Origin of the sequence: Pseudomonas sp. G34 (assembly GCF_031119625.1) — a bacterium.
In the GTDB taxonomy this organism is placed as follows: Bacteria; Pseudomonadota; Gammaproteobacteria; order Pseudomonadales; family Pseudomonadaceae; genus Aquipseudomonas.
Genome location: NZ_JAVHZV010000030.1, coordinates 236,396 through 260,987 on the forward strand (window position 1 = coordinate 236,396; position 24,592 = coordinate 260,987).

The window sequence follows — 24,592 nt, forward strand, 5'->3', positions numbered from 1 at the left end:
TGCTGCGCTCGCACGCCAGACGCCCGCCATGGATCGCACCCAACTGCACTCACTGCTGCCGCATCAGGGCCCGGCCCTCTGGCTGGACGCTGTGCTCGAGCACGACACCAGCGGCATTCGCGGCCTGAGCAGCTGGCAGCACCTCAATGGCCTGGGCGAAAACGCCTCTGCCTGCCTGCTGTTCGAGGCGGCGGCCCAATTATGTGCCGCGCATGGTGCCTTATACGGCAATGACAGCGCCATCGAAATGGCCCTGGTCGGCAAACTCTCCCAGTTGCAGCTGCATTATCACCCCACCGAGCGTAACGGCGCCCTGCTGGTCAGCGCGACCCAGGAAGCCCTGAGCCCGGCTGGCGCCCTCTACGGCTTCTGCGTGCACGAAGGCGGGCGCCTGCTGCTGGACGGCAAGCTGCTGTTGGTGCTCGTTCGTGCTTGAGCTCAGCCACCTCGCCTACCGCTACCCTGGCGCCACGCAGCCGGCGTTGAACGGCATCGACCTGCAATTGCAGGCCGGCCAGTGCCTGGGCCTTTTAGGCAGCAACGGTGCCGGCAAGACCACCCTGCTGTCGCTGCTCAGCGGCGTGCTGCAGCCCCTGGATGGGCAGATCGTCTGGCACATCGAGCGGCGCCTGGGCCTGGTGCCCCAGCAACTGGCTTTCTACGCCGGCCTGAAGGTGAAGGAAAACCTCGCGCTGTTCGCCGATCTCTACGGGCTGCGCGGCGCCGAGCGGCGCCACTGCATGGAGCGCTGCATCGCCACCACGGCGCTGCAGGACAAACTCGAGCGCCGCGCCGAGCGCCTCTCCGGCGGCGAACAGCGGCGCCTGAACTTCGCCATCGGTCTGTTGCAACCGGCCGAGCTGTATCTGTTCGACGAGGCCACCGTGGGCGTCGACGCCGCCAGCCGCCAACTGCTGCTCGACGCCGTGCAGCAACTGGTCGCCGAGGGCAAGGCGGTGATCTACACCAGCCACTACCTGGATGAAGTGGAACAGGTGGCCGATCGCATCCTGCTGCTGCACGAAGGCCGCGTGCAGCTGGATATCGACAAGCACCAGTTGCTCGGTGAGCAACCCGGGCTGTTTCTGGAATGGCCCGAGCAAGCCCCCGACGCCCTGCCAGCGCTACTCGCCGAACTGGGCCTGAACGCCGAGCACACGCCCAACGGCGTGCGTATCGCCACGCTGGACGTCGAACAGTTGCTGGCGATCACCCGTTTCATCGCCGCACAGCCGCAAACGCCGAGCCTGCTGCGCTTCGGCCGCCCGTCCCTGGAGCAGCTGTACCTGCGCCTCAACGGAGGCCGGCTATGAGGCTGCGCGCCCTGGTTCGCAAGGAAACCCTCCTGCTGCTGCGCGACCCCCATGCGCTGGCCGTGCTGTTCCTCATGCCGACGCTGTTTCTGGTGATCATGGCCGGCGCCATGTCCAGCTACCTGCAGGATCGCCCACCGCCTTTGCAGTTGGTGCTGGAGGCACCGCAGCAGAGCGAGTCTAGCCGCTTCTTTCACGCTGCCCTGCAGGCGCAGTTGCCCGACAGCCAGTTGCGGGAAGACGGGCCCACTCAGATGGCGCGCGTCAGCCTACCCGCCGACTTCGACCAGCGCCTGCTGGACACTCCCCATCACGGCCCGGCACTGAGCTTTCCCGCGCAGTTCGACCGCCTGTCGCGCCAGCGCCTGCACGCTGCAGTGACCATCGCCCTGGCGCAGACCCGGCTACGCGCCTACCTGCAGGACAGCGGCGCGCTGCAAGAAGACCTGACGCCGGCCGAGCAGCTCGAACGGATCCAGCAACGCACCGAGAGCCGTATCGACGAGAGGGAGCGCCTGGCCAGCGGCGACCTGAGCGCCCAGGCCAACGCCACGCAGATGAGCGTGCCGGCCTGGCTGATCTTCGGCATGTTCTTCGTGGTGCTGCCGATGGCCGGCAGCTTCCAGCGCGAGCAACAGAGTGGCGCGCTGTTGCGTTTTCGCTGCCTGGGCCTGGGGCTCGGCACCCTGGCGGCGAGCAAGATGCTGCCCTACCTGGCCATCAACCTGGTGCAGTTCGTGGTGCTGCTGAGCATCGGCGTGTACGGTTTGCCGCTGGTCGGCCTGCCCGCACTGGCGCTCAATGGCAGCCTGCCCGCTTATGCCCTGCTGGCCGCCAGCATCGCCCTGGCCACCAGCAGCCTGGGCCTGTTGCTGGCCGCATTGGCGCGCAGTAGTGAACAAGCCCTATTGCTTGGCGGCGGGATCAATATCATCCTCGCAGCCATTGGCGGCATCATGGTGCCCAAGAGCGTGATGCCCGAGGCCATGCGCCAACTGGCCGAGGTATCACCGATGAGCTGGGCACTGGACGCCTTCCTCAGCCTGCTGGTGGGCCACGGCTCACTGAACGAAGTAGCCCCCGGCTGCGCTCGCCTGCTGCTGTTCGCAGCGGTGGCCGGCATCAGCGGCTTGTTCCTGTTCCACAAACGAGTACAGCAAACGCAATGGACCACACACTACTAGAAGAAAAGCTCAAGCAATTGCTGATTCGCGAGTGCGACAAGGAAGACGATATCGACTGGCAAAGCATCGACGACGACGAGCCGCTGTTCGGCCAGCAGAGCCGCATCCAGATGGACAGCCTGGATGCCTTGCAGGTCTCCCTGGCGCTGCAGCAGCACTATGGCGTGCGTATCGAAGGCGCCAAGGACGGCCGTCGTATTCTCAACAGCATCGCCAGTATCGCGGCCTTCATCAGGCAACAGCAGTGACGCCCGTCTACCTGCAGCGAGGCGCCCTGCACAGTGCCCTCGGCGCCGACCTGTGCGCCGCCAACGCCGCCCTGCGCAGTGGCCGGAGGCCTGCGGCCAGCACCGTGCTACTGCATGAATTGCAGGAGCCGCGCCATTACCTCACCGTGGCCGGCGAGCAAAGCCCGGACGAGCATTTCGACCGGCTGATCCATGAAACCCTGGGCGACGACACCAGCGCCCTGGCCGACTGCCTGCTGATCGTTGCCAGCACCAGCCTGGATATCGACGAGCTGGAAGCACTGGCCGCCCAGCACGGCGGCTTTCGCCCGGAGCACTCGACCTCCCTCGACCTGATCGCCGAACGGCTGCGCGCGCGCTTCGCTTTCGCCGATGCCTTCACCCTCAACACCGCCTGCACCAGTGCCGCCAACGGCTTGCTGTATGGCGCCCGCCTGCTTGCTGCCGGGCGCTACCGCCGGGCGCTGGTGCTGGCCTTCGAAACACCCAGCGCCATCGCCCAGCAAGGCTTTGGCGCCCTCGGCCTGGTATCGCCCAGCGGCGAGTACCGCCCTTTCCACCCGCAACGCGACGGCCTGCTGCTGGGCGAAGCCTATGCGGCGGCCCTGCTGAGCCTGGAACCTGGGCCTGCACCGCTGGCCCGCCTGCTGGGCGGCTTCAGCGCCTGCGACACCAGCAGCCTGACCAATACCCGCGAAGACGGCAGCCATATCGAGTGGGTGATGCGCGAAGCCTTGCGCAGTGCCGGCGTGAGTGCCGAGCAGATCGGCCTGGTGAAACCCCACGGCACCGCAACGGGAGCCAATGACAGCGCCGAAAGCAATGGCGTGCGCCTGCTGTTCGGTGAGGCGCTGCCAGCGCTGTGCGTGCTCAAGCCCTGGCTCGGCCACACCCTGGGCGCCTGCGGCCTGGCGGAAACCCTGCTGCTGGTGGAGAACCTCAAGCACCTGCCGGCCTGCGACTACGCCGCCGAAGCGCTGCTGCCGTTGTCTGCCGAGCCCCTGGCGATTGGCGAGGACAGCCTGCTGCTCGCCAACTTCTTCGGTTTCGGCGGCAACAACGCCAGCCTGGTGCTGCAACGCTGCGCGGAGGACGCCCCATGAGCCCCGTGATAGCCGCCTGCAGCGTGCGCGGGGACGCGGAGAACTCCGACAAGGAGCTGAAAGCCACGCTGATCAACTGGCTGCCGACCACGCCACGGCGCATCGACCGGCTGATCCTGCAGGCCCTGCTGTGTGCCGCGCCGCTGCGAACCAAGATCCGCAGCGACTGCGGCCTGTACCTGGCTTCGCGCCATCCGGCGCGGGCCACCATGGGCTCGCTGCTCGACAGCGTGTGCGTGCACCAGCTGCAGCCCAAGCCCTTCGAATTCGTCAACAGCGTCAGCAATGCCGCCGGCTTTCACGTCGCCGCGCAACTGGGCCTGGAAGGGCCGAACCTGTTTATCGGCGCCGGCCCGCACGCCTGGAAGCACCTGCAGGCCCTGGCCGGGCTGGATCTGGCCGACGGCCTGATCGGCCAGGCGCTGCTGGTGCTGATCGATGAAGACGACAGCTTCGAGGCCCAGGCAGTGCTGGTCGAGGGCCCAAGCCAGGCAGCAGACTTTGCCGAGCTGACGGCAGGGATCGAGGTGCTGCAGTTGCAGCTGTAAGCGGCGACCGCCGGCTCTCTTTGGCTTCTTAATGTTTCTCTTGTACGGGAATAACAGGCGACACCAATCGCCCCTTCAGGAGGCCGAATGGAATCGTTGTGCAGGGGGACGAGCCGCAGGGATGCGGCGAGAGGCCTGATGGGCCATGGATGGCCCTTCCAGGCCGGCCCCCGGAACAACGATGTAATGAGGGAACCCCAGCGCAGCTGGGGCCGGATGTCGGGGCTAGACCTTTTGGTTCCTTTTGGGGCAATGCCAAAAGGAACCCGCTCGTCAGAGCGGAACCGAACGCAAGAGCAATGCGATAACTCTAGGAAACCACAGCCCATGCAAAGCCTATATAGCGGCCTTTGCTAGAAACCTCGCGGCTAAAGCCGCTCCCACGAGGTCGCTGGATGTCCGTTTCTGGATTTCTAAATCCTTACCTCAGCCCTTGCGCTTCGCCCAAGCCCCCAGCTCCTTCATCAGCACCCGCTCCTGATCCGCAATCCCCCGCAGCCTCTCGGCGATCGGCCTGAAATCCGGCGCCTCGCCCTTGCTACGGCTGGCCCGCACACAGGCCGAGGCGAACTGGCGCCAGTCGTCGCCCACCGCGGTCAGGCGCGTCGAGGCTTCGCGCAGCGTGGCGTCGCCGATCTTTTCGCCGGCCTCCTGCAGGAAACTGGCATACATGAAGCGAAACCCCGCGCCGCCAGTGCCGATCTCTTCCTGCATGCGCACGATGTGGGTGAGGTACAGACGGTTGTACTTGGCCTGGGCCGGGTCGAGCCTCTCCACGCACCTGGCCAGGTGGCGGATACCGCGAATGCCGACCCATGGCAGCGGCAGGCCATCGAGAATCCGCGAGGTGGACAGCACGCTCTGGCGGATCAGCCGCTGCCAATCCTGCTCGGCTGGCACCTCATCCAGGTAATACATCAGCCCCTTGGCCGCCAGGGCACCCTTGGCGAAGCGGGCCTTCTGCAAATCCGCGCCAGCGCAGCGCATCGGCGCCTCGAATACCGGGTCGCTGAGCAGGTAGTCATCGCCCTCGCGCCCATAGGCCAGCAGGTTGTGAGCGTTGAAGTGAAAGCGCATCTCCGGCGGGAAGTACGGCAGCCAGAACACCGAGCTCTGCAACCCGACCAGGCGGCCGCTGTCCAGCGCCTCGTCGAGGGCCCGGCGCCCCTGCTCGGGGTTGCTGAACGTGCGGCTGCTCAGGCGCACACCCAGGCGCTTGCTGAGGGTCTTGATCAGGTGCCGCGGCGGCATGCGGTAGGCAATCAGCGGCATACCGCCGAGCTTGACGATCGGCAGATAGGCGAACGCCAGGCCCGATGCCAGGCCAAAGGCCATCGGCTCGCTCATCGGCAGGCCGGCCTGGCTCAGCAGGCTGGCCATCACGCCGCTTTCGCAGTGGGCACTCTGGCGATGTTCGAACGCGCTCATGGCAGTTCCTTCTGGTAACGACGCAGCTCGTCGACGCTCAAGCCAAAGGCCTCGGCATAGCGGCCCAGCAGCGAATCGCTCAGGCGCCGATAGATTTCCGGGCGGAAGTGCCGCCGCACCCGCCACTGCCACAGCCCGGCTATCTGCGCCAGCGCCGGCTCATCCATGCGATAGCGATACATCAGGCATTTGAGTGGCGACAGCTCGCCGCGCTGCCAGCCGGCATAGGCCTCGGCCTCCTGGGCCTGCAGCTCGGCAACGGCCAACTGGGTGGAATACGACTCAGGCTCCCAGCCGGCGCTCTGAGCCCCCCGGTAATGCCCCTTGTCGTCGACGGCGTAGAGCAATTTGCTGTGCCCGCCGTAGGCGGAATCCGGATCCTGGGGAACCTCGTCAAGCTTCATCGCCGACCACCGTGAGGTGCATGAATGCACTGGAGAAACGCCCGCTTTCCGGCACGTAGCAGAGCAGTTTCTGACCGCTGCGCAGCTGCCCGCCGTTGAACAGCTCTTCGAGGATGATGAAGATCGACGCCGCCCCCGTGTTGCCCTTGCGGGTCAGGTTGGTGAACCAGCGCGCCATCGGGATCGCCAGGTCGACCTCGGCCAGGCCCGTGGCCAGGCGCTCACGGAAGAACTCCGAGGAGTAGTGCGGCAGGAACCAGTCGATGTCCGCCACGCGCAGCTCGCGGCGCGCCATGATGCGGCGCAGCGCCTCGACCACGGTGTATCTGACGATGTTGTCGTTGAGCAGTTTGACGTCCTGCTTGATCGCCATCAGCGAGTGCCGGGCGCGCTCGTCGGCGTCATAACGGCTCCAGCCCCGCAGACTGCCATCCTGCATCTCGGCACCGGCATACATGCAGGCCGGCATCTGGTCGGCGAAGGAGAGAATGTCCAGCCAGTCGACCCGCAGGCTCAGCCCGCTGGCATTGGGGCGATCCTGCAGCAGCACGGCGCCGGCGCCATCGGAAAGCATCCAGCGCAGGAAGTCCTTCTCGAAGGCGATTTCCGGGTGGTTCTCCAGCTCTTCGACGCGGCTTTCGTACTCGGCGTTGAAGTTGCGCGCCTGCATCAGCGTCGACGCGACCTCCGAGCCACAGGCCACGGCGTTGCGGCTTTCACCACTGGCCACGCTCATCCAGGCGTATTTCAGCGCGGTCATCCCGCACAGGCAGATGCCCGCCGTGGTGGCGACCTCGCAAGGCGGATTGCCGAGCTCGCCGTGCACCATCACCCCGTGGCCCGGCATCACCTGGTCGGGCGACGAGGTGCTGGCGACCAGGCAATCCAGGCTGTCCAGGGTAAAGCCGTCGCCAACCAGACCACGAATCGCCGCGGCGCTGAGCTGCGCGTTGGTCATGCTCGGCTCGCCGGTCTGCGGGTCGATGACGTAGTGGCGCTGCTGGATGCCGTTGCGGCGCAACACCAGCTTGCGCGCCCGCGAGGGCTTGCCGCCGACCCTGCCGAGGCGCGCTTCCATCTGCTCGTTATCGACCGGGTCATGGGGCAGGCTGGCGCTGATACGGTTGATGAATACGGGTGCTACCACGGGATTACCTCGGTCACTTCACTCGCCGGACGGGCCGGCGAAGTAGGCCTTCTGGCGCCGGATGCGCGCCTTTAACAACGGGGCCAACAACTTTTTCAACAGCGCGCTGATCGGCACCACGGTGAGAATCAGGCAGATCAGGAAAACGATATACACCACCAGCCCGGCACCGCGGCGCCGACTGTGCTGGGGGCCGAGCGCAGAGAGCAGGCGGCTCCACAGGGTAAAGCTGCGGTTGCCGACCTTTTCGCTGGCGATCAGTTTTTCATCCACCTTTACTGCACCCAGGCCGCTGAGCATCGGTCGTTCGATAGGCCGCTGGTCAGCCAGCAGGCGCCTCACCATGGCATCGCCAAAGCGGCTGGCCGCGGCCATTTGCGCCTCGTCGATACCGGCACGCGGCACCCAGCTGTAGGGCTTCTGCCGGCCGGTGAACATCCACAGCGGCGTGGCCAGGAAGCTCGCGGCGGTGCCACAGGCATCGGTCAGCACGGCGTTGTCGACCAGTCTCGCGCCAAGCGCCTGCAGGCGCGCCTTGACCTTTTCCTGTGCCATCAGCCACATATTGCGGCAGCCGATCAGGGTGATCACCGGCGTATCCTTCAACAACCGAGCGGCTTCAGGCGAGGCGAGGAAGCTGGTGAACGGCAGCGACGGCGACAGGAACCACACCTGGTAGGCGAGAATGATCAGGTCGTAGCGCTTGTCGGCATCGACCTTCAGCGGCAGCAATGGCTGCGGCTTCATCAGCACGGTTTCCGGGAAGATCCGGAAGAAGCCAAGAAAGGGCCACGGAAAGGGAAAAGGCGTGGCCGGCTGCAACGCCAGGAAATCCACCTGGATGCCGTCACTGGCCTGCAAGGGCGCACAGACCGATTGCACCAGGCGGTTCAATTGGCCAGTCTGTGAAAAGTGAACGACTAGAACCTGACGCATTTAGAGCGAATCCCTGCAAAATGGGCGGATTATGCCACAGAGACTTCTTCAAATCGTAACCAAACGCTGCGCGGCATGCGCAGTGGTTCTCCTCTTTGGCCCCTTGTCGGCCCAGGCGGGCAACCTGCTGATACGCGTGCAGGGTAACCAGAGTGACGCCCCGCTATACCTGGGCCTGGTCAGCGCCGACCAGCCAGGCTGGGAGCCGCTGCTGCGCACCCAGCAGGGAGCCGGTGATCAGCTTATTCTCGAGGACGTGCCGCCGGGGCGTTTTGCCCTGCAGCTGTATCAGGACGCCAACGGCAACGGCCGCCTCGACCTCAGCCCCCGCGGCATTCCGCTGGAGCCCGTCGGTTTCTCCGCCAACCCGAGCTTGCTCAAGGGCAAGCCAGTGCCAAGGGCGGCGCAGTTCGAGCATGGCGACGATGACACACTGCTCGACATCCGCCTGCACCCGCCTCGCGGCAAGGTGCAGAAGGACTGACCGCGATCAGCCGTGGTAGCGGGCCGACAGCTCGTGCACCGCTTCGAGGAAGGCGCCAGCGTGGGCCGGATCGACTTCCGGGGTAATGCCATGACCCAGGTTGAAGACATGGCCGCTGCCACTGCCATAGCTTTCAAGAATGCGCGCGACTTCGGCGCGGATCGCCGCCGGTTTGGCGTACAGCACGGTCGGATCCATGTTGCCCTGCAGGGCCACCTGGTTGCCGACACGGCGGCGCGCCTCGCCGATGTCGCAGCTCCAGTCCAGGCCCAGCGCATCGGCACCAGTGGCGGCTATCGACTCCAGCCACAGGCCGCCATTCTTGGTGAACAGGATCACCGGGATCTTGCGCCCGTCCTGCTCGCGGATCAGGCCATCGACGATCTTCTGCATGTAGGCCAGGGAGAAGGTCTGATAGGCCGCTGACGACAGGTTACCGCCCCAGGTGTCGAAGATCTGCACCGCTTGGGCGCCTGCGCGAATCTGCCCGTTGAGGTAGGCGGTCACCGACTGCGCCAGCTTGTCGAGCAACGCGTGCATGGCCTCGGGCTGGTCGTAGAGCATCGCCTTGATCTTGCGGAAGTCCTTCGACGAGCCGCCTTCGACCATGTAGGTCGCCAGCGTCCACGGGCTGCCGGAAAAGCCGATCAGCGGTACGCGACCGTTCAGCGCCGACTTGATGGTGCGCACGGCATCCATCACGTAACCCAGGTCCTGTTCAGGATCGGGAATCGGCAGGGCATCGATATCGGCGGCGCTGCTGATCACCTTCTTGAAGCGCGGGCCTTCGCCGGTCTCGAAGTACAAGCCCTGGCCCATGGCGTGGGGGATGGTGAGGATGTCGGAGAAGAGGATCGCGGCATCGAGCTGCGGGTAGCGGTCGAGCGGCTGCAGGGTGACTTCGCAGGCGAACTCGGGGTTCATCATCAGGCTCATGAAATCCCCGGCCTTGGCGCGACTGGCGCGGTACTCGGGCAGGTAACGACCGGCCTGGCGCATCATCCACACCGGCGTGACGTCGACGGGCTGCTTGAGCAGGGCACGCAGAAAACGATCGTTCTTCAAGGCAGTCATGGCAACATCCAGCGAAAAAAGTGGGGTTATTTTCGCAGAGCGCCCAATAAAAGGCACGGCGAGTGCCGTGCCTTTTCTCTATCGGGTCAATTTGTCGCGGGCAAACACTTCTGTGGGAGGCGACGCCGTCGATTCAAAGCGCGCGGCTAAAGCCCCTCCCACAGGTACAGCGCAGCGGCTTAGACGCCGAGATAGTCGAGGATGCCTTCCGCGGCATTGCGCCCTTCGTAGATGGCGGTAACCACCAGGTCGGAGCCGCGCACCATGTCACCGCCGGCAAACACCTTCGGGTTGCTGGTCTGGTGCTTGAAGGTGGCCTTTTCCGGGGCCACCACGCGGCCCTGGGTGTCGATACGGATGTCGAACGCCTCGAACCAGGGTGCCGGGCTCGGGCGGAAACCGAAGGCGATCAGCACGGCTTCGGCCGGAATGATCTCCTCGGAGCCCGGAATCGGCTCGGGGCTGCGACGGCCACGGGCATCCGGCTCGCCAAGACGGGTCTCGACAACCTTGACGCCTTCGACCTTGTCCTCGCCGACGATGGCGATGGGCTGACGGTTGAACAGGAACTTCACGCCCTCTTCCTTGGCGTTCTTCACTTCCTTGCGCGAGCCCGGCATGTTCGCTTCGTCGCGGCGATAGGCGCAGGTCACCGCCTTGGCGCCCTGGCGAATCGAGGTGCGGTTGCAGTCCATCGCGGTGTCGCCACCGCCGAGCACCACCACGCGCTTGCCCTTCAGGTCGACGAAATCTTCCGGCGCCTTCTCGAAGCCGAGGTTGCGGTTGACGTTGGCGATCAGGAAGTCCAGCGCATCGTGCACGCCTGGCAGGTCTTCGCCCGGGAAACCACCCTTCATGTAGGTGTAGGTGCCCATGCCCATGAACACGGCATCGTACTCATCCAGCAGCTGCTGCATGGCGATGTCCTTGCCGATCTCGGTGTTCAGGCGGAACTCGATGCCCATGCCGGTGAAGACTTCGCGGCGATTGCTCAGCACGCTCTTTTCCAGCTTGAACTCGGGGATGCCGAAGGTCAGCAGACCGCCGATTTCCGGGTTCTTGTCGAACACCACCGGGGTCACCCCGTTGCGCACCAGAATATCCGCGCAGCCCAGGCCAGCCGGGCCGGCACCGATGATGGCGACGCGCTTGCCGGTCGGTTTGACCTTGGACATGTCCGGGCGCCAGCCCATGGCGAAGGCGGTATCGGTGATGTACTTCTCCACCGAACCGATGGTCACCGCGCCAAAGCCGTCATTGAGGGTACAGGCGCCCTCGCACAGACGATCCTGCGGGCACACGCGGCCGCAGACTTCTGGCAGGGTGTTGGTCTGGTGGCTGAGTTCGGCGGCGGCCAGGATGTTGCCTTCGGAAACCAGCTTCAACCAGTTGGGAATGAAGTTGTGCACCGGGCACTTCCATTCGCAATACGGGTTGCCGCAGCCCAGGCAGCGGTGCGCCTGCTCGCCGGCCTGCGCCGGTTTGAAGGTGTCGTAGATCTCGACGAATTCTTTCTTGCGCTGACGCAGCAGCTTCTTCTTCGGGTCTTTGCGCCCGACTTCGATGAACTGGAAGTCGTTATTCAGACGTTCAGCCATGTCATAAACCTCTTAGCAGCAGCGCCGAGCGACACGCTCGACGCGGCAAGACAATCACGTTGAGCGGCGCGCCCTGCCGTCAGGGCCGCCGCTTGAAGCTGCTTATTGCGGGTTGGCGCGGATGCTGGAGAGCAGCGACTTGAGGTTCGCGGCCTTGGGTTTGACCAGCCAGAACTTGCGCAGGTAGTCGTCCAGGTTTTCCAGCAGATTACGGCCCCACTCGCTCGACGTCTCCTCGACGTACTCGACCAGCACGCGCTCCAGGTGGCTACGGTAAGCCTCCATGGACTCGCTGTTGATGCGCTGGATTTCCACCAGCTCGTGGTTCACGCGGTCGTAGAAGCTGTTGTCCAGGTCGAGCACATAGGCGAAACCGCCGGTCATGCCGGAACCGAAGTTGTAGCCGGTCTTGCCCAGCACGCAGACGAAACCACCGGTCATGTATTCGCAGCAGTGGTCGCCCACGCCTTCCACCACCGCGTGGGCGCCGGAGTTGCGCACCGCGAAACGCTCACCGGCGGTACCGGCCGCGAACAGCTTGCCACCGGTGGCGCCGTACAGGCAGGTGTTGCCGATGATCGCGCTGTCCTGGGTTTTGAACGGGCTGCCCTTCGGCGGCACGATCACCAGCTTGCCAGCGGTCATGCCCTTGCCGACGTAGTCGTTGGCGTCACCTTCGAGATACAGGTTCAGGCCACCGGCGTTCCACACGCCAAAGCTCTGCCCGGCAGTACCCTTGAAGCGGAAGGTGATCGGCGCCTTGACCATGCCCTGGTTGCCATGCACCCGGGCGATTTCGCCGGACACGCGGGCACCGATGGAGCGATCGCAGTTGCAGATGTCCAGCTGGTAGTCGCCGCCACTGGCGCTGTCGATCGCCGACTTGGCCATCGACAGCATCTCTTCGGCCAGCAGGCCCTGGTCGAACGGCGGGTTACGGTCGACTTCACAGAACTGCGGCTTGTCGGCCGGGATATGGTCGCTACCGAGCAGCGGGGTCAGATCCAGGTGGTTCTGCTTGGCGCTTTCGCCCGGCAGGATTTCCAGCAGGTCGGTACGACCGATCAGCTCACCCAGGCTGCGCACGCCCAGCTTGGCCAGCCACTCGCGGGTTTCTTCGGCGACATAGGTGAAGAAATTCACCACCATGTCGACGGTGCCGATGAAGTGATCCTTGCGCAGCTTGTCGTTCTGGGTGGCCACGCCGGTGGCGCAGTTGTTCAGGTGGCAGATGCGCAGGTACTTGCAGCCCAGGGCGACCATTGGCGCGGTGCCGAAGCCAAAGCTCTCGGCACCGAGAATCGCCGCCTTGATCACGTCGAGGCCGGTTTTCAGGCCGCCATCGGTCTGTACCCGCACCTTGCCGCGCAGGTCGTTGCCGCGCAACGTCTGGTGGGTTTCGGCGAGGCCGAGCTCCCAGGGCGCGCCGGCGTACTTGATGGAAGTTAGCGGCGAAGCGCCGGTGCCGCCGTCGTAGCCGGAAATGGTGATCAGGTCGGCGTAGGCCTTGGCGACACCCGCGGCGATGGTACCGACGCCCGCTTCGGAGACCAGCTTGACCGACACCAGGGCGCTGGGGTTGACCTGCTTGAGGTCATAGATCAGCTGCGCCAGGTCTTCGATCGAGTAGATGTCGTGGTGCGGCGGCGGCGAGATCAGCGTCACGCCCGGTACGGCGTAGCGCAGCTTGGCGATCAGGCCGTTGACCTTGCCGCCCGGCAGCTGGCCGCCTTCGCCTGGCTTGGCACCCTGGGCCACCTTGATCTGCAGCACTTCGGCATTGACCAGGTATTCCGGGGTGACCCCGAAACGGCCGGTGGCGATCTGCTTGATCTTCGAGCTCTTGATGGTGCCGTAACGGGCCGGGTCTTCACCGCCCTCGCCGGAGTTGGAGCGCGCGCCGAGGCGGTTCATCGCCTCGGCCAGGGCTTCGTGAGCCTCTGGCGACAGCGCGCCCAGGGAGATACCGGCAGCATCGAAACGCTTGAAGATCGCTTCCAGCGGCTCGACTTCGTCCAGGCTCAGCGGCTGGTCGGCCAGCTTGACCTGCAGCAGGTCGCGCAGCATCGACACCGGGCGGGTATCCACCAGTTTGGTGTATTCCTTGAAGGTCTCGTAGCTGCCCTGCTTCACCGCCGCCTGCAGGGTGTTGACCACATCCGGGTTGTAGGCGTGGTACTCGCCGCCGTAGACGAACTTCAGCAGGCCGCCCTGCTGGATCGCCTTGCGGTTGTTCCAGGCTTCGCCTGCCAGGGCCTTCTGCTCGGCTTCCAGGTCGACGAAACGCGCACCCTTGAGGCGACTCGGCACACCACGGAAGCACAGCTCGGTGACTTCGTCGGCCAGGCCAACGGCTTCGAACAGCTGGGCACCGCGGTAGGAACCGACGGTGGAGATGCCCATCTTCGAGAGGATCTTCAGCAGTCCCTTGGAAATGCCCTTGCGGTAGTACTTGAACACTTCGTACAGATCGCCCAGCACTTCGCCGGTGCGGATCAGGTCGCCCAGCACTTCGTAGGCCAGGAACGGATAGACCGCCGAGGCACCGAAGCCGATCAGCACCGCATAGTGGTGCGGGTCACGGGCGGTGGCGGTTTCCACCAGGATGTTGCAGTCGCAACGCAGGCCGGTCTCGGTCAGGCGGTGGTGCACCGCGCCGGTGACCAGCGCGGCATGCGCCGGCAGCTTGCCTGGGGCGATGTGGCGGTCGGTGAGCACCAGCAACACCTTGCCGGAACGCACCGCTTCTTCGGCCTGGTCGGCCATGTTGCGCACGGCCGCTTCCAGGCCGATCGACTCATCGTAGTTGAGGTCGATGATCTGCCGCTCGAAACCCGGGCGCTCCAGGTTCATCAGGCTGCGCCACTTGGCCGGGGAGATCACCGGCGAGCTGAGGATCACCCGCGAAGCGTGCTCCGGCGACTCCTCGAAGATATTGCGCTCGGCACCGAGGCAGATCTCCAGGGACATGACGATGGCTTCGCGCAGCGGGTCGATCGGCGGGTTGGTGACCTGGGCGAACTGCTGGCGGAAGTAATCATAGGGCGAGCGCACACGCTGGCTGAGTACCGCCATCGGCGTGTCGTCACCCATGGAGCCGACGGCTTCCTGGCCCTGCTCGGCGAGCGGGCGCAGCACCTGGTCACGCTCCTCGAAGGTGACCTGGAACATCTTCATGTACTGCTTGAGCTGATCGGCCTCGTAGAAGGCCGAACCATGGTCGTTGTCTTCCATGGTCGCGCGAATGCGCAGCGCACTCTTGCGCAGCCACTGCTTGTAGGGGTGGCGGGACTTAAGGCGGTTGTCGATGTCGTCGGTGGTCAGCACCTGGCCAGTTTCGGTATCCACGGCAAGGATCTGGCCCGGGCCGACACGGCCTTTGGCAACCACGTCTTCGGGCTGGTAATTCCACACGCCGATTTCCGAGGCGAGGGTGATGTAGCCGTTGGTGGTGGTCACCCAGCGCGCCGGGCGCAGGCCATTGCGGTCGAGCAGGCACACGGCATGACGGCCGTCGGTCAGCACCACGCCGGCCGGGCCATCCCAGGGCTCCATGTGCATGGAGTTGTATTCGTAGAACGCCCGCAGGTCGGCATCCATGGTCTCGACGTTCTGCCAGGCTGGCGGAATGATCATGCGCACGCCGCGGAACAGGTCGATGCCGCCGGTGACCATCAGCTCGAGCATGTTGTCCATGCTCGACGAGTCGGAGCCTACGCGGTTGACCAGCGGGCCGAGCTCTTCGAGGGCCGGGATCTGGCCATTCTCGAACTTGGTACGGCGTGCCTGGGCCCAGTTGCGGTTACCGGTGATGGTGTTGATCTCACCGTTGTGGGCGAGGAAACGGAACGGCTGAGCCAGCGGCCACTTCGGCAGGGTATTGGTGGAAAAGCGCTGGTGGAACACGCAGATGGCGGTCTGCAGGCGCTCGTCACCCAGGTCCGGGTAGAACTGCTGCAGGTCGGCCGGCATCATCAGGCCTTTGTAGATGATGGTCTTGTGCGAGAAGCTGCAGATGTAGTGCTCGCTGTCGGCGGCGTTGGCCACCGAAGAACGGCGGCGGGCACAGAACAGCTTGATGGCGAATTCCTGGTCGCTCAGGCCTTCACCGCCGATGAATACCTGCTCGATCTGCGGCAGGCGCTCGAGGGCCAGCTGGCCGAGCACGCTGGTATCGATCGGCACCTTGCGCCAGCCGACCAGGGTCAGGCCAGCCGCCTGGATTTCGCGGTTCATGTTGTCGCGGGCAGCACTGGCCTTGGCGTCATCCTGATTGAGGAAGACCATGCCGACGGCATATTGCTTGGGCAGTTCGACACCAAAGGTGTCCTGGGCGACGGCGCGCAGGAACAGATCGGGCTTCTGAATCAGCAAACCGCAGCCATCACCCGTCTTGCCGTCGGCGTTGATACCGCCACGGTGGGTCATGCAGGTCAGTGCTTCGATCGCCGTCTGCAACAGGTGATGGCTGGCCTCACCCTGCATGTGGGCGATCAGGCCGAAGCCGCAGTTATCCTTGAACTCATCAGGACGGTACAAACCTGCTTTCATAGGGGACTCTCACCAGACAGCCTTTCTCAGGCGTTTTTCTCTAATCCGCGCGCAGGTCTAAACGCCGCGTTGCGCAGGCAAACGGAGGGCATTGTACATAGCGAGATGGGCGTCACAAAGAATAATGTGACGAAAAACAGGAATAAAATGTCGCAAAAATGAAAGAGCCCGTTGCGTCAGTTTGTGCGCAACGGGCTCGCTTCGATCAGTTCGCCATTTCCTGGGTAACACTGGCGAAGGTCTTCGGCCAGGGCTTGCCGGCCTGAACCTTGGCAGGCAGGGTCTTCACGGCAGCCTGGGCGGCATCGCGGCTGGCAAAGCTACCATAAGTGATGACGAAAAGTGGCTTACCCTGGTGCATCTTCTTGAAGTAGCGGTACTGCGCGCCGTTCTGACTGATGAAGGAACGCGCCGCGGCCTCGGTACTCGTCCCGAGCACCTGCAGGGTGTAGTGGCTCTTGTTCTGCGCCGCATACCAGCTGTTGGCTTGCGAGCCACCCGCCGTAGCCGGCGCTGGCGTCGTGGGCGCGGGCCGGGTTGCCGTGGCGGGCGGCGTAGCGGGTTTGGGTTGCTGCGCCGGCTTCGGCTGTTCGGCCGGTTTCGGCTGGGGTGCAGCGGGCGTGGCCACTTGCGGTGCCGGAGCAGGCGTCGGCGCGGGCACATTCTGCGCGGCACTCGGGGGGACGGTGACCGGCGCCGTCGGCGTGGACTCCGGCAACTCGACATTCGCTTCACCGTCGGTCTCACCAGCCGCCTGGGCCAGTGGCTGACGGATGACCGGCTGCGACTGCCCCACCAGCGGCAACGGCAACGGCTGATTGCTACCCGCGAACTCGATTGGCGGCCGACCATCAGCGCCTTGCTCGGCAACAGCCGGCGCACTCGGCACGGTTTCAGGCTGCGGCGCCGCCCCCATGGGCAGCTGAGCCTGGGCCGGCGCTTGCGCGTCGGTAGGCTCGGAGCGGCCCTGCATCAACAAGGCGGCAGCCACACCGACGGCGACCACCCCCAGCGCGAGCAGGTGCTTCTTGGGCAGCTTGAGCGCAAAGCCACCAGCCTTTACCGCACCGCGGCGTGCTGCCATGGCGTCGATCAGTACGTCGCGCGCCACCCGGTTGATTTCACCGGGCCAGCCGCCAGAGCGCTCGTGAATCAGCTCGATCTGCTCTTCGGACAGCAGTTCGATGCCCTGGGCCGCACCTTCCAGGCGAACGGCCAGGTACTCACGGGTTTCCTCTTCGCTGTAGGGCTGCAGCTCGATCACATGGAACGATTCTTCGCCATTGCTCAGGGCATCCAGGCGCGCGATCAGATCGGTATCGGCGAACAGAAAGACGTGAGGGCGACCGTCGCTGTTGCCTTGCGCCAGGGTCAACAGTTCATCGATCGCCGCATCACTGAGCTCTTCGGCATCGTCGATCAGCAGGTACACCTCCTGCCCGGTCAGCGACAGTTGGCCAACCTGACCGAGCAGCGAGGCGTGATCGGTCTGCTGCGTATTGAGCCCCTGGGCGACATGGCGCAACAGGGTCGCCGGATCGGCGGCGCCCTGGGCCGAGACCACCACATTGTGCACGGCCTGCTTGTTGGTACTGGCGACCAGCGCCTGGCGCAGCAGGGTCTTGCCGCTGCCCTCGGGGCCGGTAACCACCAGCAACAACTGGCTGTAGCGCGCCAGGTGATGCAGCTGCCCGAGCACCGGCTTGCGTTGCGCCGGGAAGAACTTGAACCCAGGCACCCGCGCCGCGAACGGATCGTGGGTGAACTGGTAGTGGTCGAGGAATGCTTCGTCGGCGTGCAAACTGGTCATTGAATACTCACTGATTGTTAAGCCGAGCCACCAGCGCCGGGTAATCGGCAGCCAGGGTGGCACTCAATATGTCTGCCGGGTAATCGCTGGTCACCACCGCTTCGCCCAGCGAACGCAGCAGCACCAGGCGCATCTGGCCATCCAGCACCTTCTTGTCCACGGCCATGTGCTCCATGAACTGTTCGGGGGTCATCGCCTGCGGCGGCACCACAGGCAGGCCAGCAGCCTGGAACAGACGAATACCACGATCACGCTCGTCGGCATTGATCCAGCCCAGGCGATAAGACATCTCCAAGGCCATCACCGTTCCTGCCGCCACGGCTTCACCGTGCAGCCAGACGCCATAGCCCATCTCGGTCTCGATGGCATGGCCGAAGGTATGCCCGAGGTTCAGCGTGGCGCGCACGCCATTCTCTTTCTCGTCAGCGCCGACGACGCGTGCCTTGGCTGCACAGGAGCGCTCGATGGCCTCGGTCAACGCGGCCTGATCCAGGCTGCGCAAGGCGGCCATGTTCTGCTCGAGCCAACCCAGGAACGGTTCATCGCAGATCAGCCCGTACTTGATCACTTCCGCCAGGCCCGCCGACAGCTCGCGGGGCGGCAAGGTCTCCAGGCTGCGGGTATCGATCAGCACGGCCTGCGGCTGATAGAACGCGCCGACCATGTTCTTGCCCAGCGGGTGGTTGATGCCGGTCTTGCCACCGACCGACGAATCGACCTGGGACAGCAGCGTAGTCGGCAGCTGAATGAAGTTCACACCACGCTGATAACAGGCAGCGGCGAAACCGGCCATATCGCCGATCACCCCGCCGCCCAGCGCCAGAACGGTGGTACGCCGGTCATGGCGCGCGCCGAGCAGGCCATCGAAAATGAGCTGCAGGGTTTCCCAGTTCTTGAACGCCTCGCCATCAGGCAGCACGATCGGGGTGACGCGGTAATCGGCCAATGTGTCCTGCAGCGTCTGCAGGTACAGCGGCGCGATGGTCTGGTTGGTGACGATGGCCACCTGACGACCGGCGATATGCGGCGCCAGCAGATCGACACGGCTCAGCAGATCAGTCCCGATATGTATGGGGTAGCTGCGCTCAGCGAGATCAACATGAAGTGTTTGCATGGAGCCCCCGATTGGAAAAGGGCTCTAGGATAGCGCAGTTCTGCCCTGTCATTAACGGGGCGCCAGCGCTTCCAGCCGCTCGAGAATTTCCTGGACGACCATACGCGGCGGACGCTCATCGGTCTCGATGATCACGTCGGCGATCTCCCGGTACAGCGGATCACGAATGGCCAGCAGGTCAGCCAGCACCTGCCCGGGATTGGGTGCGCGCAACAGCGGCCGATTACGATCACGGGCCGTGCGGTCGATCTGCTGCTCCACCGAGGCATGCAGATAAACAACCCGCCCACTGTTTCGCAGCGCCTGACGGTTCTGCGGACGCAATACCGCGCCGCCCCCCGTCGCCAGAACCAGGCCATCGGACTCGCACAGCGAGCAGATCACCGCCTGCTCGCGCTCGCGAAAACCCTGCTCACCCTCGACATCGAAAATCCAGGGAATATCGGCACCGGTACGCTGTTCGATCTCCTTGTCGGAGTCCTTGAATGGCAACCGCAGCTCTTTGGCCAGCAAACGCCCGATGGTGCTTTTTCCAGCACCCATCGGGCCGACAAGGATCAGATTACGCACAAATTACCGACTCACGGCCACCGCTTGACTGTTCATGATGCGCGGCGTGATGAAAATCAGCAACTCGGTCTTGTTGTCGGTGACGATGTCGCGGCGGAACAGGCGGCCCAGGTAGGGGACATCGCCGAGGAACGGTACCTTGGAGACGGCTTTACTCTGAGCGTTTTCGAATACACCACCGATCACGATGGTCTCACCATCGGAAACCAGAACCTTGGCGTTGACCTCGTTCTTGTTGATGGGCGGCGCGCCACCTGCGATCGCACGCTCATAGTCCGCAGAGTCCTTATTCACCTTGACTTCCATGATGATGCGATTGTCTGGGGTGATCTGCGGGGTCACCTCCAGGGACAATGCTGCTTCCTTGAACGAGGTGGAGGTGGCACCACTCGAGCTGGCTTCCTGGTAGGGAATTTCCTGACCTCTAAGAATCTTCGCCGTCTCCTTGTCCGAGGTAACGACCTTCGGCTGGGAAACGATTTCACCATTACCGGAACTCTCCATGGCCGAGAGCTGCAGATCCAGCACGATGTTGTTGGTCAGGAAGCCAATGCCAATACCAGATGTACTGTTGGCTACGCCCATGTCGACGAACGGCACAGGTGCCGTACCCTCTTCGGCCTCGAAGTTACCAATCGTACTTGTACCTGGTAGGAACGCCTGGCCATCCTCGAAGGTCGTAGCACCGTCCTTGCCGTAGACGCTAAAGTTACCACCCCGTCCAGCGCCGCCCCACCTGACACCAAGAGACTTGCCGTAGTTGACGTTGGCCTCAACAATACGTGCTTCGATCATCACCTGACGCACCGCCACATCCAACTGAGCGACGATGCGGCGCAGCTCGTCCAGACGCTCCTGGGTCTGGTAGGCGATGATGCTATTGGTACGCTCGTCAACAGTAATCGAGCCACGATCATCCGCCACACCACCATCGGCACTGGTCACCGACTGAAACAGCTTGGCCATATCGGCGGCCTTGGCGTAGTTGACCTGAATCAGCTCACGGCGCAGTGGCGCCAGCTCGGCGATCTGCTTCTGCGATTCCAGTTCCTGACGCTCACGGGCGGCAATCTCTTCCGCCGGAGCCACCAGCAGCACGTTGCCGACCTGACGCTTGTCCAGGCCCTTGGTTTTCAGCACCAGATCCAGCGCCTGGTCCCACGGCACGTTCTGCAGGCGCAGGGTGATATTGCCGGCCACCGTGTCACTGGCGACCAGGTTCAGGTCGGTGAAGTCGGCGATCAGCTGCAGTACCGAACGGACGTCGATATCCTGGAAGTTCAGCGACAGCTTCTCGCCGGTATAGGCGAAGCGCTCGGCCTGACGCTTGTCGGCATCCTCCTGGGTCAGTGGCTTGACGCTCAGGGTCAGCTTGTTCTCGGTCTGGTAGGCCAGGTAATCGAAAGCACCGACCGGCTCGATGACGATGCTCGCATCGTCGCCCGTACCAGTCGCGCTGACGAACTGCACCGGCGTGGCGAAGTCCTTGACGTCCAAACGCACACGCAGCGCCTCAGGCAGCTGGGTACGGTTGAAATTGAGGATGATCTTGCCGCCGCGCTCCTGGATATCAGGGCTGACCGAAGCATCGGACAGGTTGATGACAACATTGCCCTCACCCTGCTCACCGCGCTGGAAGTCGATATTGCTGATCGACTTGTTTACCGCACCGAACACCTTGGGCGTTGCCGCCGTGGCGGAGCGGGCAGCAGCGGGCGCGCTCACCGGCGCTGCCGCCGTGGTGGTTGCCGAAGTAGCAATGCCGGTACCGACCTGCACGAACAGGTTGTTGCCCTCGGTGCGGGTGTTATAAGGCGAGAGGTTGGTCAGGTTGATGATCAGCCGCGTGCGATCCTTGGCCTCGACCACAGTAACGCTGCGCGCATTGCCCATGCCCAACTCGCGATTCTTCACGCCCAGTTTGTTGGATACCCCCGGCAGATCCAGGGCGATACGCGCCGGCTGCTCGATGGTATAGCCGCGTGGCGCCGCCACCGGCTCATCGAAGGTCAGTTTCAGCTCGACACGGTCGCCCGGCAGAGCCGCCACGTCCAGCGCCTGCAGGTTGGCGGCCAGAGCGGCAGGAGAGAGCAGTGCCACCAGCAGCGAAATGCTTAGGCGCGAGAGAGAGCTGTTCATGCTTGGATTCCGTTTGGCAGACCGGTTATTTCTATTCATGCTTGACCTCGCTCCTCAGGAGCGTTCCTTCAGAGTGAGGGTGCGAGGACGCTCGAGCCAGCCGCCATCTCCGTCGGGGACAATTTCGACCACGTCGATCTTGGCGCTGTCGATGGCAACGATGCGGCCTTCATTGCGTCCCAGGTAATCCCCGACCTTGACGCGATGTACACCACCGGCACCGCTTACCAGTGCGAACGAACCATTATCGTTGGCCAGCGTGCCGACCATTTCGAACAGTTCGATATTGAAGCCTTCGAGAAACTGCTTGACGCGGGTTTCGTCGGGCTTGATTTCCTTGCTGCCTTTCGCCCGGGCGACCATATCGATCTTCACCGGCGGCTGGAAGGGGCTGCGCAACGCGGCAGCGCTATAGGTGAAACTTTCGTAGGGTTCAGGCTGCGGCAAGGGCTCTATCTGACCTCTTGGCCGCGCCCGTACCTCATCCATGTAAGCTTGCAGATCACTGAAGTCACCGCCACCACAGCCACTCAGGGTCAGCAGCAACAGGCTAGGCACAAGGACGCGTTTCATTGATGTGCCCCCTTGTCGTTGTAGCGGTAGGTCTTGGCCAGCACGCTCATGCGCAGCTTGGAAGTGCTGCCTTGCTCGGCCGGCACCAACTCGAAATCATGCAGCGTGACGATCCGCGGCTGGCTGGCGACGCCACTGACGAAAGTCGCCAGGTCGTGATAGCCACCAACCACCTGAATCTGGATAGGCAGTTCGATATAGAACGGCTGGGTGGCTTCCGGTAGCAACTTGATCTCCTCGAACTCCAGGCCGCTGTCCAGGCCGATACGGGTGATATCTTCGAGCAGACCCGGCACTTCGGTGTCGCTGGGCAGCTGTTTGAGCAGGGCGCCGAAGGACGTCTCGGCCTCTTTCATCTGCTCACGGTAAGCCTCGAGGTTGGCCGCCTGAAACGCCTTGGTGGAAAATTGCTCCTTGAGGGTTTCTTCATCCAGCCGCTGTTGATCCAGGGTGGCCTGCAGATCCTTGAGGTGGAAGTTGTAGCCGAGCGCCAGCACCAGCACGACCGCCAGAAAGCCGGCAATCACCTTGGCTGCGGCAGGCCACGAGCCGATGTTGTTCAGATCGAGATCATTGATATCGATCTTGCGCAGACTGGCCAGAGAATCATTGAGGCTCATGGCTTGACCTCCGCGTTGTCCTTGCCCGGCTGCGCTTGCTGCACGGTCAGCTGGAAGGTGTTGGCCTGATCCAAGGCACCAGCGGTGACCGCCTTGACCTCGGTCAGGTTGGGCGCGGTCAGCCAGTCGGAGGCATCCATGTCACGCATCAGCTTGGATACGCGACTGTTCGATTCGGCCGCGCCGACGATGGCGATGCTCTTGCCGGTCATTTTCACCCCAGTGAAATACACACCATCGGGCAGCGTCCTGACCAACTGGTCGAACACATGGCCAATGATCGGGCGGTTGCCCTGCAGGTCCTGAATGATCTTCATCCGTTCCAGCAGCTGCTGGCGGCGGGTGCGCAGCTCGCTGATTTCCGCGATGCGGGTATCGAGCACGGCAATTTCCTTGCGCACGAAATCGTTACGGGCCTGCTGGTTCTCGATTTCACCATTGAGGTACTGGTCGCCCAGGAACACCAGGGCCGCCGCCGCGACCAGCAGACCGCCAAGGGATACCAGAAAGCGCTGCTTGCGCTCTTCACGCAGTTGCTCGCGCCAGGGAAGGAGGTTAATCCGCGCCATCAGTCGAAACTCCTCATCGCCAGGCCGCAGGCAATCATCAGTGCCGGTGCATCACTGGCCAGCGCGCCCGCATTCACCTTGCCGCTGAGGGCCATGTCCGCGAAGGGGTTGGCGACCAGGGTCTGGGTGCCGATCTTCTGCTGGATGAGGCGATCGAGATCCGGGATCGAGGCGGTTCCACCGGCCAACAGGATGTAATCCACATCGTTGTACTGGCCGGCAGCGAAGAAGAACTGCAGCGAGCGGGAGACCTGTTGCACCAGCGCGTCCTTGAACGGCTGCAGCACTTCGCTTTCGTAATCGTCGGGCAGGCCGCCCTGCTTCTTGGCAAGCCCGGCCTCATCGACGGAAAGGCCGTAGCGGCGCTGGATTTCCTCGGTCAGCTGGCGGCCGCCGAAGAGCTGCTCGCGGGTGTAGATGGTGCGGCCATTGTGCAGCACGCTGAGGGTGGTCATGGTGGCGCCGATGTCGACGACGGCCACAGTCAATTCCTCGTGCCCACCGCCCAGTTGCTCGGCCAGCAGGTCATAGGCACGCTCGAGCGCGTAGGCTTCGACATCGACGACCTTGGCGGTCAGGCCGGCAAGGGCCAGAGCCGCCTCGCGGACTTCGACGTTTTCCTTGCGGCAGGCAGCCAGCAGCACTTCGACCCGATCAGGGTTGCGCGGTGAAATGCCCTGAACTTCGAAGTCGATCGCCACCTCTTCAAGGGGGTAGGGAATGTACTGGTCGGCTTCGAGCTTGAGCTGGTTTTCCAGCTCGTCGTCCGACAGGCCCGCTTCCATTTCGACCGTCTTGGTGATCACCGCCGAGCCGGCAACGGCCACGGACACCGAGCGCACATTGGTCTTGGCCTTGGCGAGCACACGCGACAGGGCCTGACCAACGCCCTCGAGCTCGGCAATGTTCTTTTCGACCACGGCGTTGGCGGGGAGTGGCTCTACAGCGTACGCCTCTACCTTGTAGCGGCTACCTGAGCGACTCAATTCGAGGAGCTTGACGGAGGTCGAACTTATATCGATCCCCAAAAGCGTATTCGCTTTTTTACTGAAGAGCCCTAGCACGACCGATTTCCTATTCACATCCATAACTTACGGATGATTTATGTTTTTCCACATTAAATAGCAGACTTGACAGAAGCGCAAATGGCTCCCCGGCAAAAAAAACGCTTATAATGTG

The 24,592-nt window shown here is 63.7% G+C and carries 22 protein-coding genes; 7 read left to right on the top strand and 15 right to left on the bottom strand.

The genetic code is table 11. The features are described from left to right. Window positions 1-28: 28 nt before the first annotated feature. The 6 genes from QYS36_RS22645 to QYS36_RS22670 are packed head-to-tail and all read left to right on the top strand — an operon-like array spanning window position 29 to window position 4,396. Entirely contained in the window at window positions 29-436 is a 408-nt protein-coding gene (locus QYS36_RS22645) for a beta-hydroxyacyl-ACP dehydratase (RefSeq protein WP_308841618.1), read from the top strand. Next, the gene (locus tag QYS36_RS22650) at window positions 429-1,313 is read left to right on the top strand and encodes an ABC transporter ATP-binding protein (RefSeq protein WP_308841619.1); all 885 of its coding nucleotides are present in this window, start codon (window positions 429-431) and stop codon (window positions 1,311-1,313) included. Before QYS36_RS22645 ends, QYS36_RS22650 begins: the two co-directional genes overlap by 8 nt. Further along, window positions 1,310-2,497 (top strand): ABC transporter permease, encoded by a 1,188-nt coding sequence (locus QYS36_RS22655; protein ID WP_308841620.1) that lies wholly within the window; start codon window positions 1,310-1,312, stop codon window positions 2,495-2,497. Before QYS36_RS22650 ends, QYS36_RS22655 begins: the two co-directional genes overlap by 4 nt. Further along, the gene (locus tag QYS36_RS22660) at window positions 2,479-2,745 is read left to right on the top strand and encodes an acyl carrier protein (RefSeq protein ID WP_308841621.1); all 267 of its coding nucleotides are present in this window, start codon (window positions 2,479-2,481) and stop codon (window positions 2,743-2,745) included. Before QYS36_RS22655 ends, QYS36_RS22660 begins: the two co-directional genes overlap by 19 nt. Next, window positions 2,742-3,848 (top strand): beta-ketoacyl synthase N-terminal-like domain-containing protein, encoded by a 1,107-nt coding sequence (locus tag QYS36_RS22665; protein ID WP_308841622.1) that lies wholly within the window; start codon window positions 2,742-2,744, stop codon window positions 3,846-3,848. The genes QYS36_RS22660 and QYS36_RS22665 overlap by 4 nt, the downstream gene beginning before the upstream one ends. Beyond that, entirely contained in the window at window positions 3,845-4,396 is a 552-nt protein-coding gene (locus tag QYS36_RS22670; protein ID WP_308841623.1) for a hypothetical protein, read from the top strand. Before QYS36_RS22665 ends, QYS36_RS22670 begins: the two co-directional genes overlap by 4 nt. 426 nt (window positions 4,397-4,822) lie before the next feature. Here QYS36_RS22670 and QYS36_RS22675 read toward each other — a convergent pair whose 3' ends face one another. From QYS36_RS22675 to QYS36_RS22690, 4 genes are read right to left on the bottom strand one after another with little or no spacing between them, the layout of a single operon-like run. Beyond that, window positions 4,823-5,824, bottom strand: a complete 1,002-nt coding sequence (locus QYS36_RS22675; protein WP_308841624.1) for a BtrH N-terminal domain-containing protein — start codon at window positions 5,822-5,824, stop codon at window positions 4,823-4,825. After that, window positions 5,821-6,228: a hypothetical protein gene (locus QYS36_RS22680; RefSeq protein ID WP_308841625.1), complete on the bottom strand. Its 408-nt coding sequence runs from the start codon at window positions 6,226-6,228 to the stop codon at window positions 5,821-5,823. Before QYS36_RS22680 ends, QYS36_RS22675 begins: the two co-directional genes overlap by 4 nt. Continuing rightward, complete coding sequence (locus QYS36_RS22685) at window positions 6,218-7,375, bottom strand: beta-ketoacyl-ACP synthase III (RefSeq protein ID WP_308841626.1); 1,158 nt, start codon at window positions 7,373-7,375, stop codon at window positions 6,218-6,220. The genes QYS36_RS22680 and QYS36_RS22685 overlap by 11 nt, the downstream gene beginning before the upstream one ends. An 18-nt stretch (window positions 7,376-7,393) precedes the next feature. After that, the gene (locus QYS36_RS22690; RefSeq protein WP_308841627.1) at window positions 7,394-8,311 is read right to left on the bottom strand and encodes a dialkylrecorsinol condensing enzyme; all 918 of its coding nucleotides are present in this window, start codon (window positions 8,309-8,311) and stop codon (window positions 7,394-7,396) included. Between the two features lie 82 nt (window positions 8,312-8,393). Between QYS36_RS22690 and QYS36_RS22695 the strand changes: the two genes are divergently transcribed. Further along, complete coding sequence (locus QYS36_RS22695) at window positions 8,394-8,795, top strand: DUF2141 domain-containing protein (RefSeq protein WP_308841628.1); 402 nt, start codon at window positions 8,394-8,396, stop codon at window positions 8,793-8,795. Window positions 8,796-8,801: 6 nt separating this feature from the next. Here the strand turns inward: QYS36_RS22695 and hemE are convergent, their stop codons facing one another. From hemE to QYS36_RS22750, 11 genes are all read right to left on the bottom strand, one after another. Further along, window positions 8,802-9,869: a uroporphyrinogen decarboxylase gene (hemE, locus tag QYS36_RS22700; RefSeq protein ID WP_308841629.1), complete on the bottom strand. Its 1,068-nt coding sequence runs from the start codon at window positions 9,867-9,869 to the stop codon at window positions 8,802-8,804. Between the two features lie 179 nt (window positions 9,870-10,048). Further along, on the bottom strand, window positions 10,049-11,467 hold the full coding sequence (locus QYS36_RS22705; protein ID WP_308841630.1) for an FAD-dependent oxidoreductase: 1,419 nt from the start codon (window positions 11,465-11,467) through the stop codon (window positions 10,049-10,051). Window positions 11,468-11,569: 102 nt separating this feature from the next. Further along, a complete protein-coding gene (gene gltB, locus QYS36_RS22710) occupies window positions 11,570-16,018 on the bottom strand; it encodes a glutamate synthase large subunit (RefSeq protein ID WP_308841631.1) in 4,449 nt (1,482 codons plus the stop codon). A 205-nt stretch (window positions 16,019-16,223) separates the two neighbouring features. Next, on the bottom strand, window positions 16,224-17,828 hold the full coding sequence (locus tag QYS36_RS22715; protein WP_308841632.1) for an AAA family ATPase: 1,605 nt from the start codon (window positions 17,826-17,828) through the stop codon (window positions 16,224-16,226). A gap of 7 nt (window positions 17,829-17,835) precedes the next feature. Then, window positions 17,836-18,942: a 3-dehydroquinate synthase gene (gene aroB / locus QYS36_RS22720; protein ID WP_308841633.1), complete on the bottom strand. Its 1,107-nt coding sequence runs from the start codon at window positions 18,940-18,942 to the stop codon at window positions 17,836-17,838. A gap of 51 nt (window positions 18,943-18,993) precedes the next feature. Continuing rightward, window positions 18,994-19,512, bottom strand: a complete 519-nt coding sequence (aroK, locus tag QYS36_RS22725) for a shikimate kinase AroK (RefSeq protein ID WP_111461259.1) — start codon at window positions 19,510-19,512, stop codon at window positions 18,994-18,996. A 3-nt stretch (window positions 19,513-19,515) separates the two neighbouring features. Beyond that, window positions 19,516-21,651 (bottom strand): type IV pilus secretin PilQ, encoded by a 2,136-nt coding sequence (pilQ, locus tag QYS36_RS22730; RefSeq protein ID WP_308841634.1) that lies wholly within the window; start codon window positions 21,649-21,651, stop codon window positions 19,516-19,518. A 54-nt stretch (window positions 21,652-21,705) separates the two neighbouring features. Continuing rightward, window positions 21,706-22,224: a type 4a pilus biogenesis lipoprotein PilP gene (gene pilP / locus QYS36_RS22735; protein ID WP_308841635.1), complete on the bottom strand. Its 519-nt coding sequence runs from the start codon at window positions 22,222-22,224 to the stop codon at window positions 21,706-21,708. After that, on the bottom strand, window positions 22,221-22,844 hold the full coding sequence (pilO, locus tag QYS36_RS22740) for a type 4a pilus biogenesis protein PilO (protein ID WP_308841636.1): 624 nt from the start codon (window positions 22,842-22,844) through the stop codon (window positions 22,221-22,223). Before pilO ends, pilP begins: the two co-directional genes overlap by 4 nt. Next, a complete protein-coding gene (pilN, locus tag QYS36_RS22745; RefSeq protein WP_230123288.1) occupies window positions 22,841-23,413 on the bottom strand; it encodes a type 4a pilus biogenesis protein PilN in 573 nt (190 codons plus the stop codon). Before pilN ends, pilO begins: the two co-directional genes overlap by 4 nt. Further along, a complete protein-coding gene (locus QYS36_RS22750) occupies window positions 23,413-24,477 on the bottom strand; it encodes a pilus assembly protein PilM (protein WP_308841637.1) in 1,065 nt (354 codons plus the stop codon). Before QYS36_RS22750 ends, pilN begins: the two co-directional genes overlap by 1 nt. Between the last annotated feature and the right edge of the window lie 115 nt (window positions 24,478-24,592).

Bases quoted from the DNA above. Each gene is read 5' to 3' on its own strand.
- QYS36_RS22645 (WP_308841618.1), top strand. From the start codon at position 29: ATGGATCGCACCCAACTGCACTCACTGCTGCCGCATCAGGGCCCGGCC.
- QYS36_RS22715 (WP_308841632.1), bottom strand. From the start codon at position 17,828: ATGACCAGTTTGCACGCCGACGAAGCATTCCTCGACCACTACCAGTTC.
- QYS36_RS22705 (WP_308841630.1), bottom strand. From the start codon at position 11,467: ATGGCTGAACGTCTGAATAACGACTTCCAGTTCATCGAAGTCGGGCGC.
- hemE (WP_308841629.1), bottom strand. From the start codon at position 9,869: ATGACTGCCTTGAAGAACGATCGTTTTCTGCGTGCCCTGCTCAAGCAG.
- aroB (WP_308841633.1), bottom strand. From the start codon at position 18,942: ATGCAAACACTTCATGTTGATCTCGCTGAGCGCAGCTACCCCATACAT.
- QYS36_RS22690 (WP_308841627.1), bottom strand. From the start codon at position 8,311: ATGCGTCAGGTTCTAGTCGTTCACTTTTCACAGACTGGCCAATTGAAC.
- QYS36_RS22655 (WP_308841620.1), top strand. From the start codon at position 1,310: ATGAGGCTGCGCGCCCTGGTTCGCAAGGAAACCCTCCTGCTGCTGCGC.
- QYS36_RS22660 (WP_308841621.1), top strand. From the start codon at position 2,479: ATGGACCACACACTACTAGAAGAAAAGCTCAAGCAATTGCTGATTCGC.
- pilQ (WP_308841634.1), bottom strand. From the start codon at position 21,651: ATGAACAGCTCTCTCTCGCGCCTAAGCATTTCGCTGCTGGTGGCACTG.
- gltB (WP_308841631.1), bottom strand. From the start codon at position 16,018: ATGAAAGCAGGTTTGTACCGTCCTGATGAGTTCAAGGATAACTGCGGC.
- QYS36_RS22680 (WP_308841625.1), bottom strand. From the start codon at position 6,228: ATGAAGCTTGACGAGGTTCCCCAGGATCCGGATTCCGCCTACGGCGGG.
- pilP (WP_308841635.1), bottom strand. From the start codon at position 22,224: ATGAAACGCGTCCTTGTGCCTAGCCTGTTGCTGCTGACCCTGAGTGGC.
- QYS36_RS22675 (WP_308841624.1), bottom strand. From the start codon at position 5,824: ATGAGCGCGTTCGAACATCGCCAGAGTGCCCACTGCGAAAGCGGCGTG.
- QYS36_RS22670 (WP_308841623.1), top strand. From the start codon at position 3,845: ATGAGCCCCGTGATAGCCGCCTGCAGCGTGCGCGGGGACGCGGAGAAC.
- pilN (WP_230123288.1), bottom strand. From the start codon at position 23,413: ATGGCGCGGATTAACCTCCTTCCCTGGCGCGAGCAACTGCGTGAAGAG.
- pilO (WP_308841636.1), bottom strand. From the start codon at position 22,844: ATGAGCCTCAATGATTCTCTGGCCAGTCTGCGCAAGATCGATATCAAT.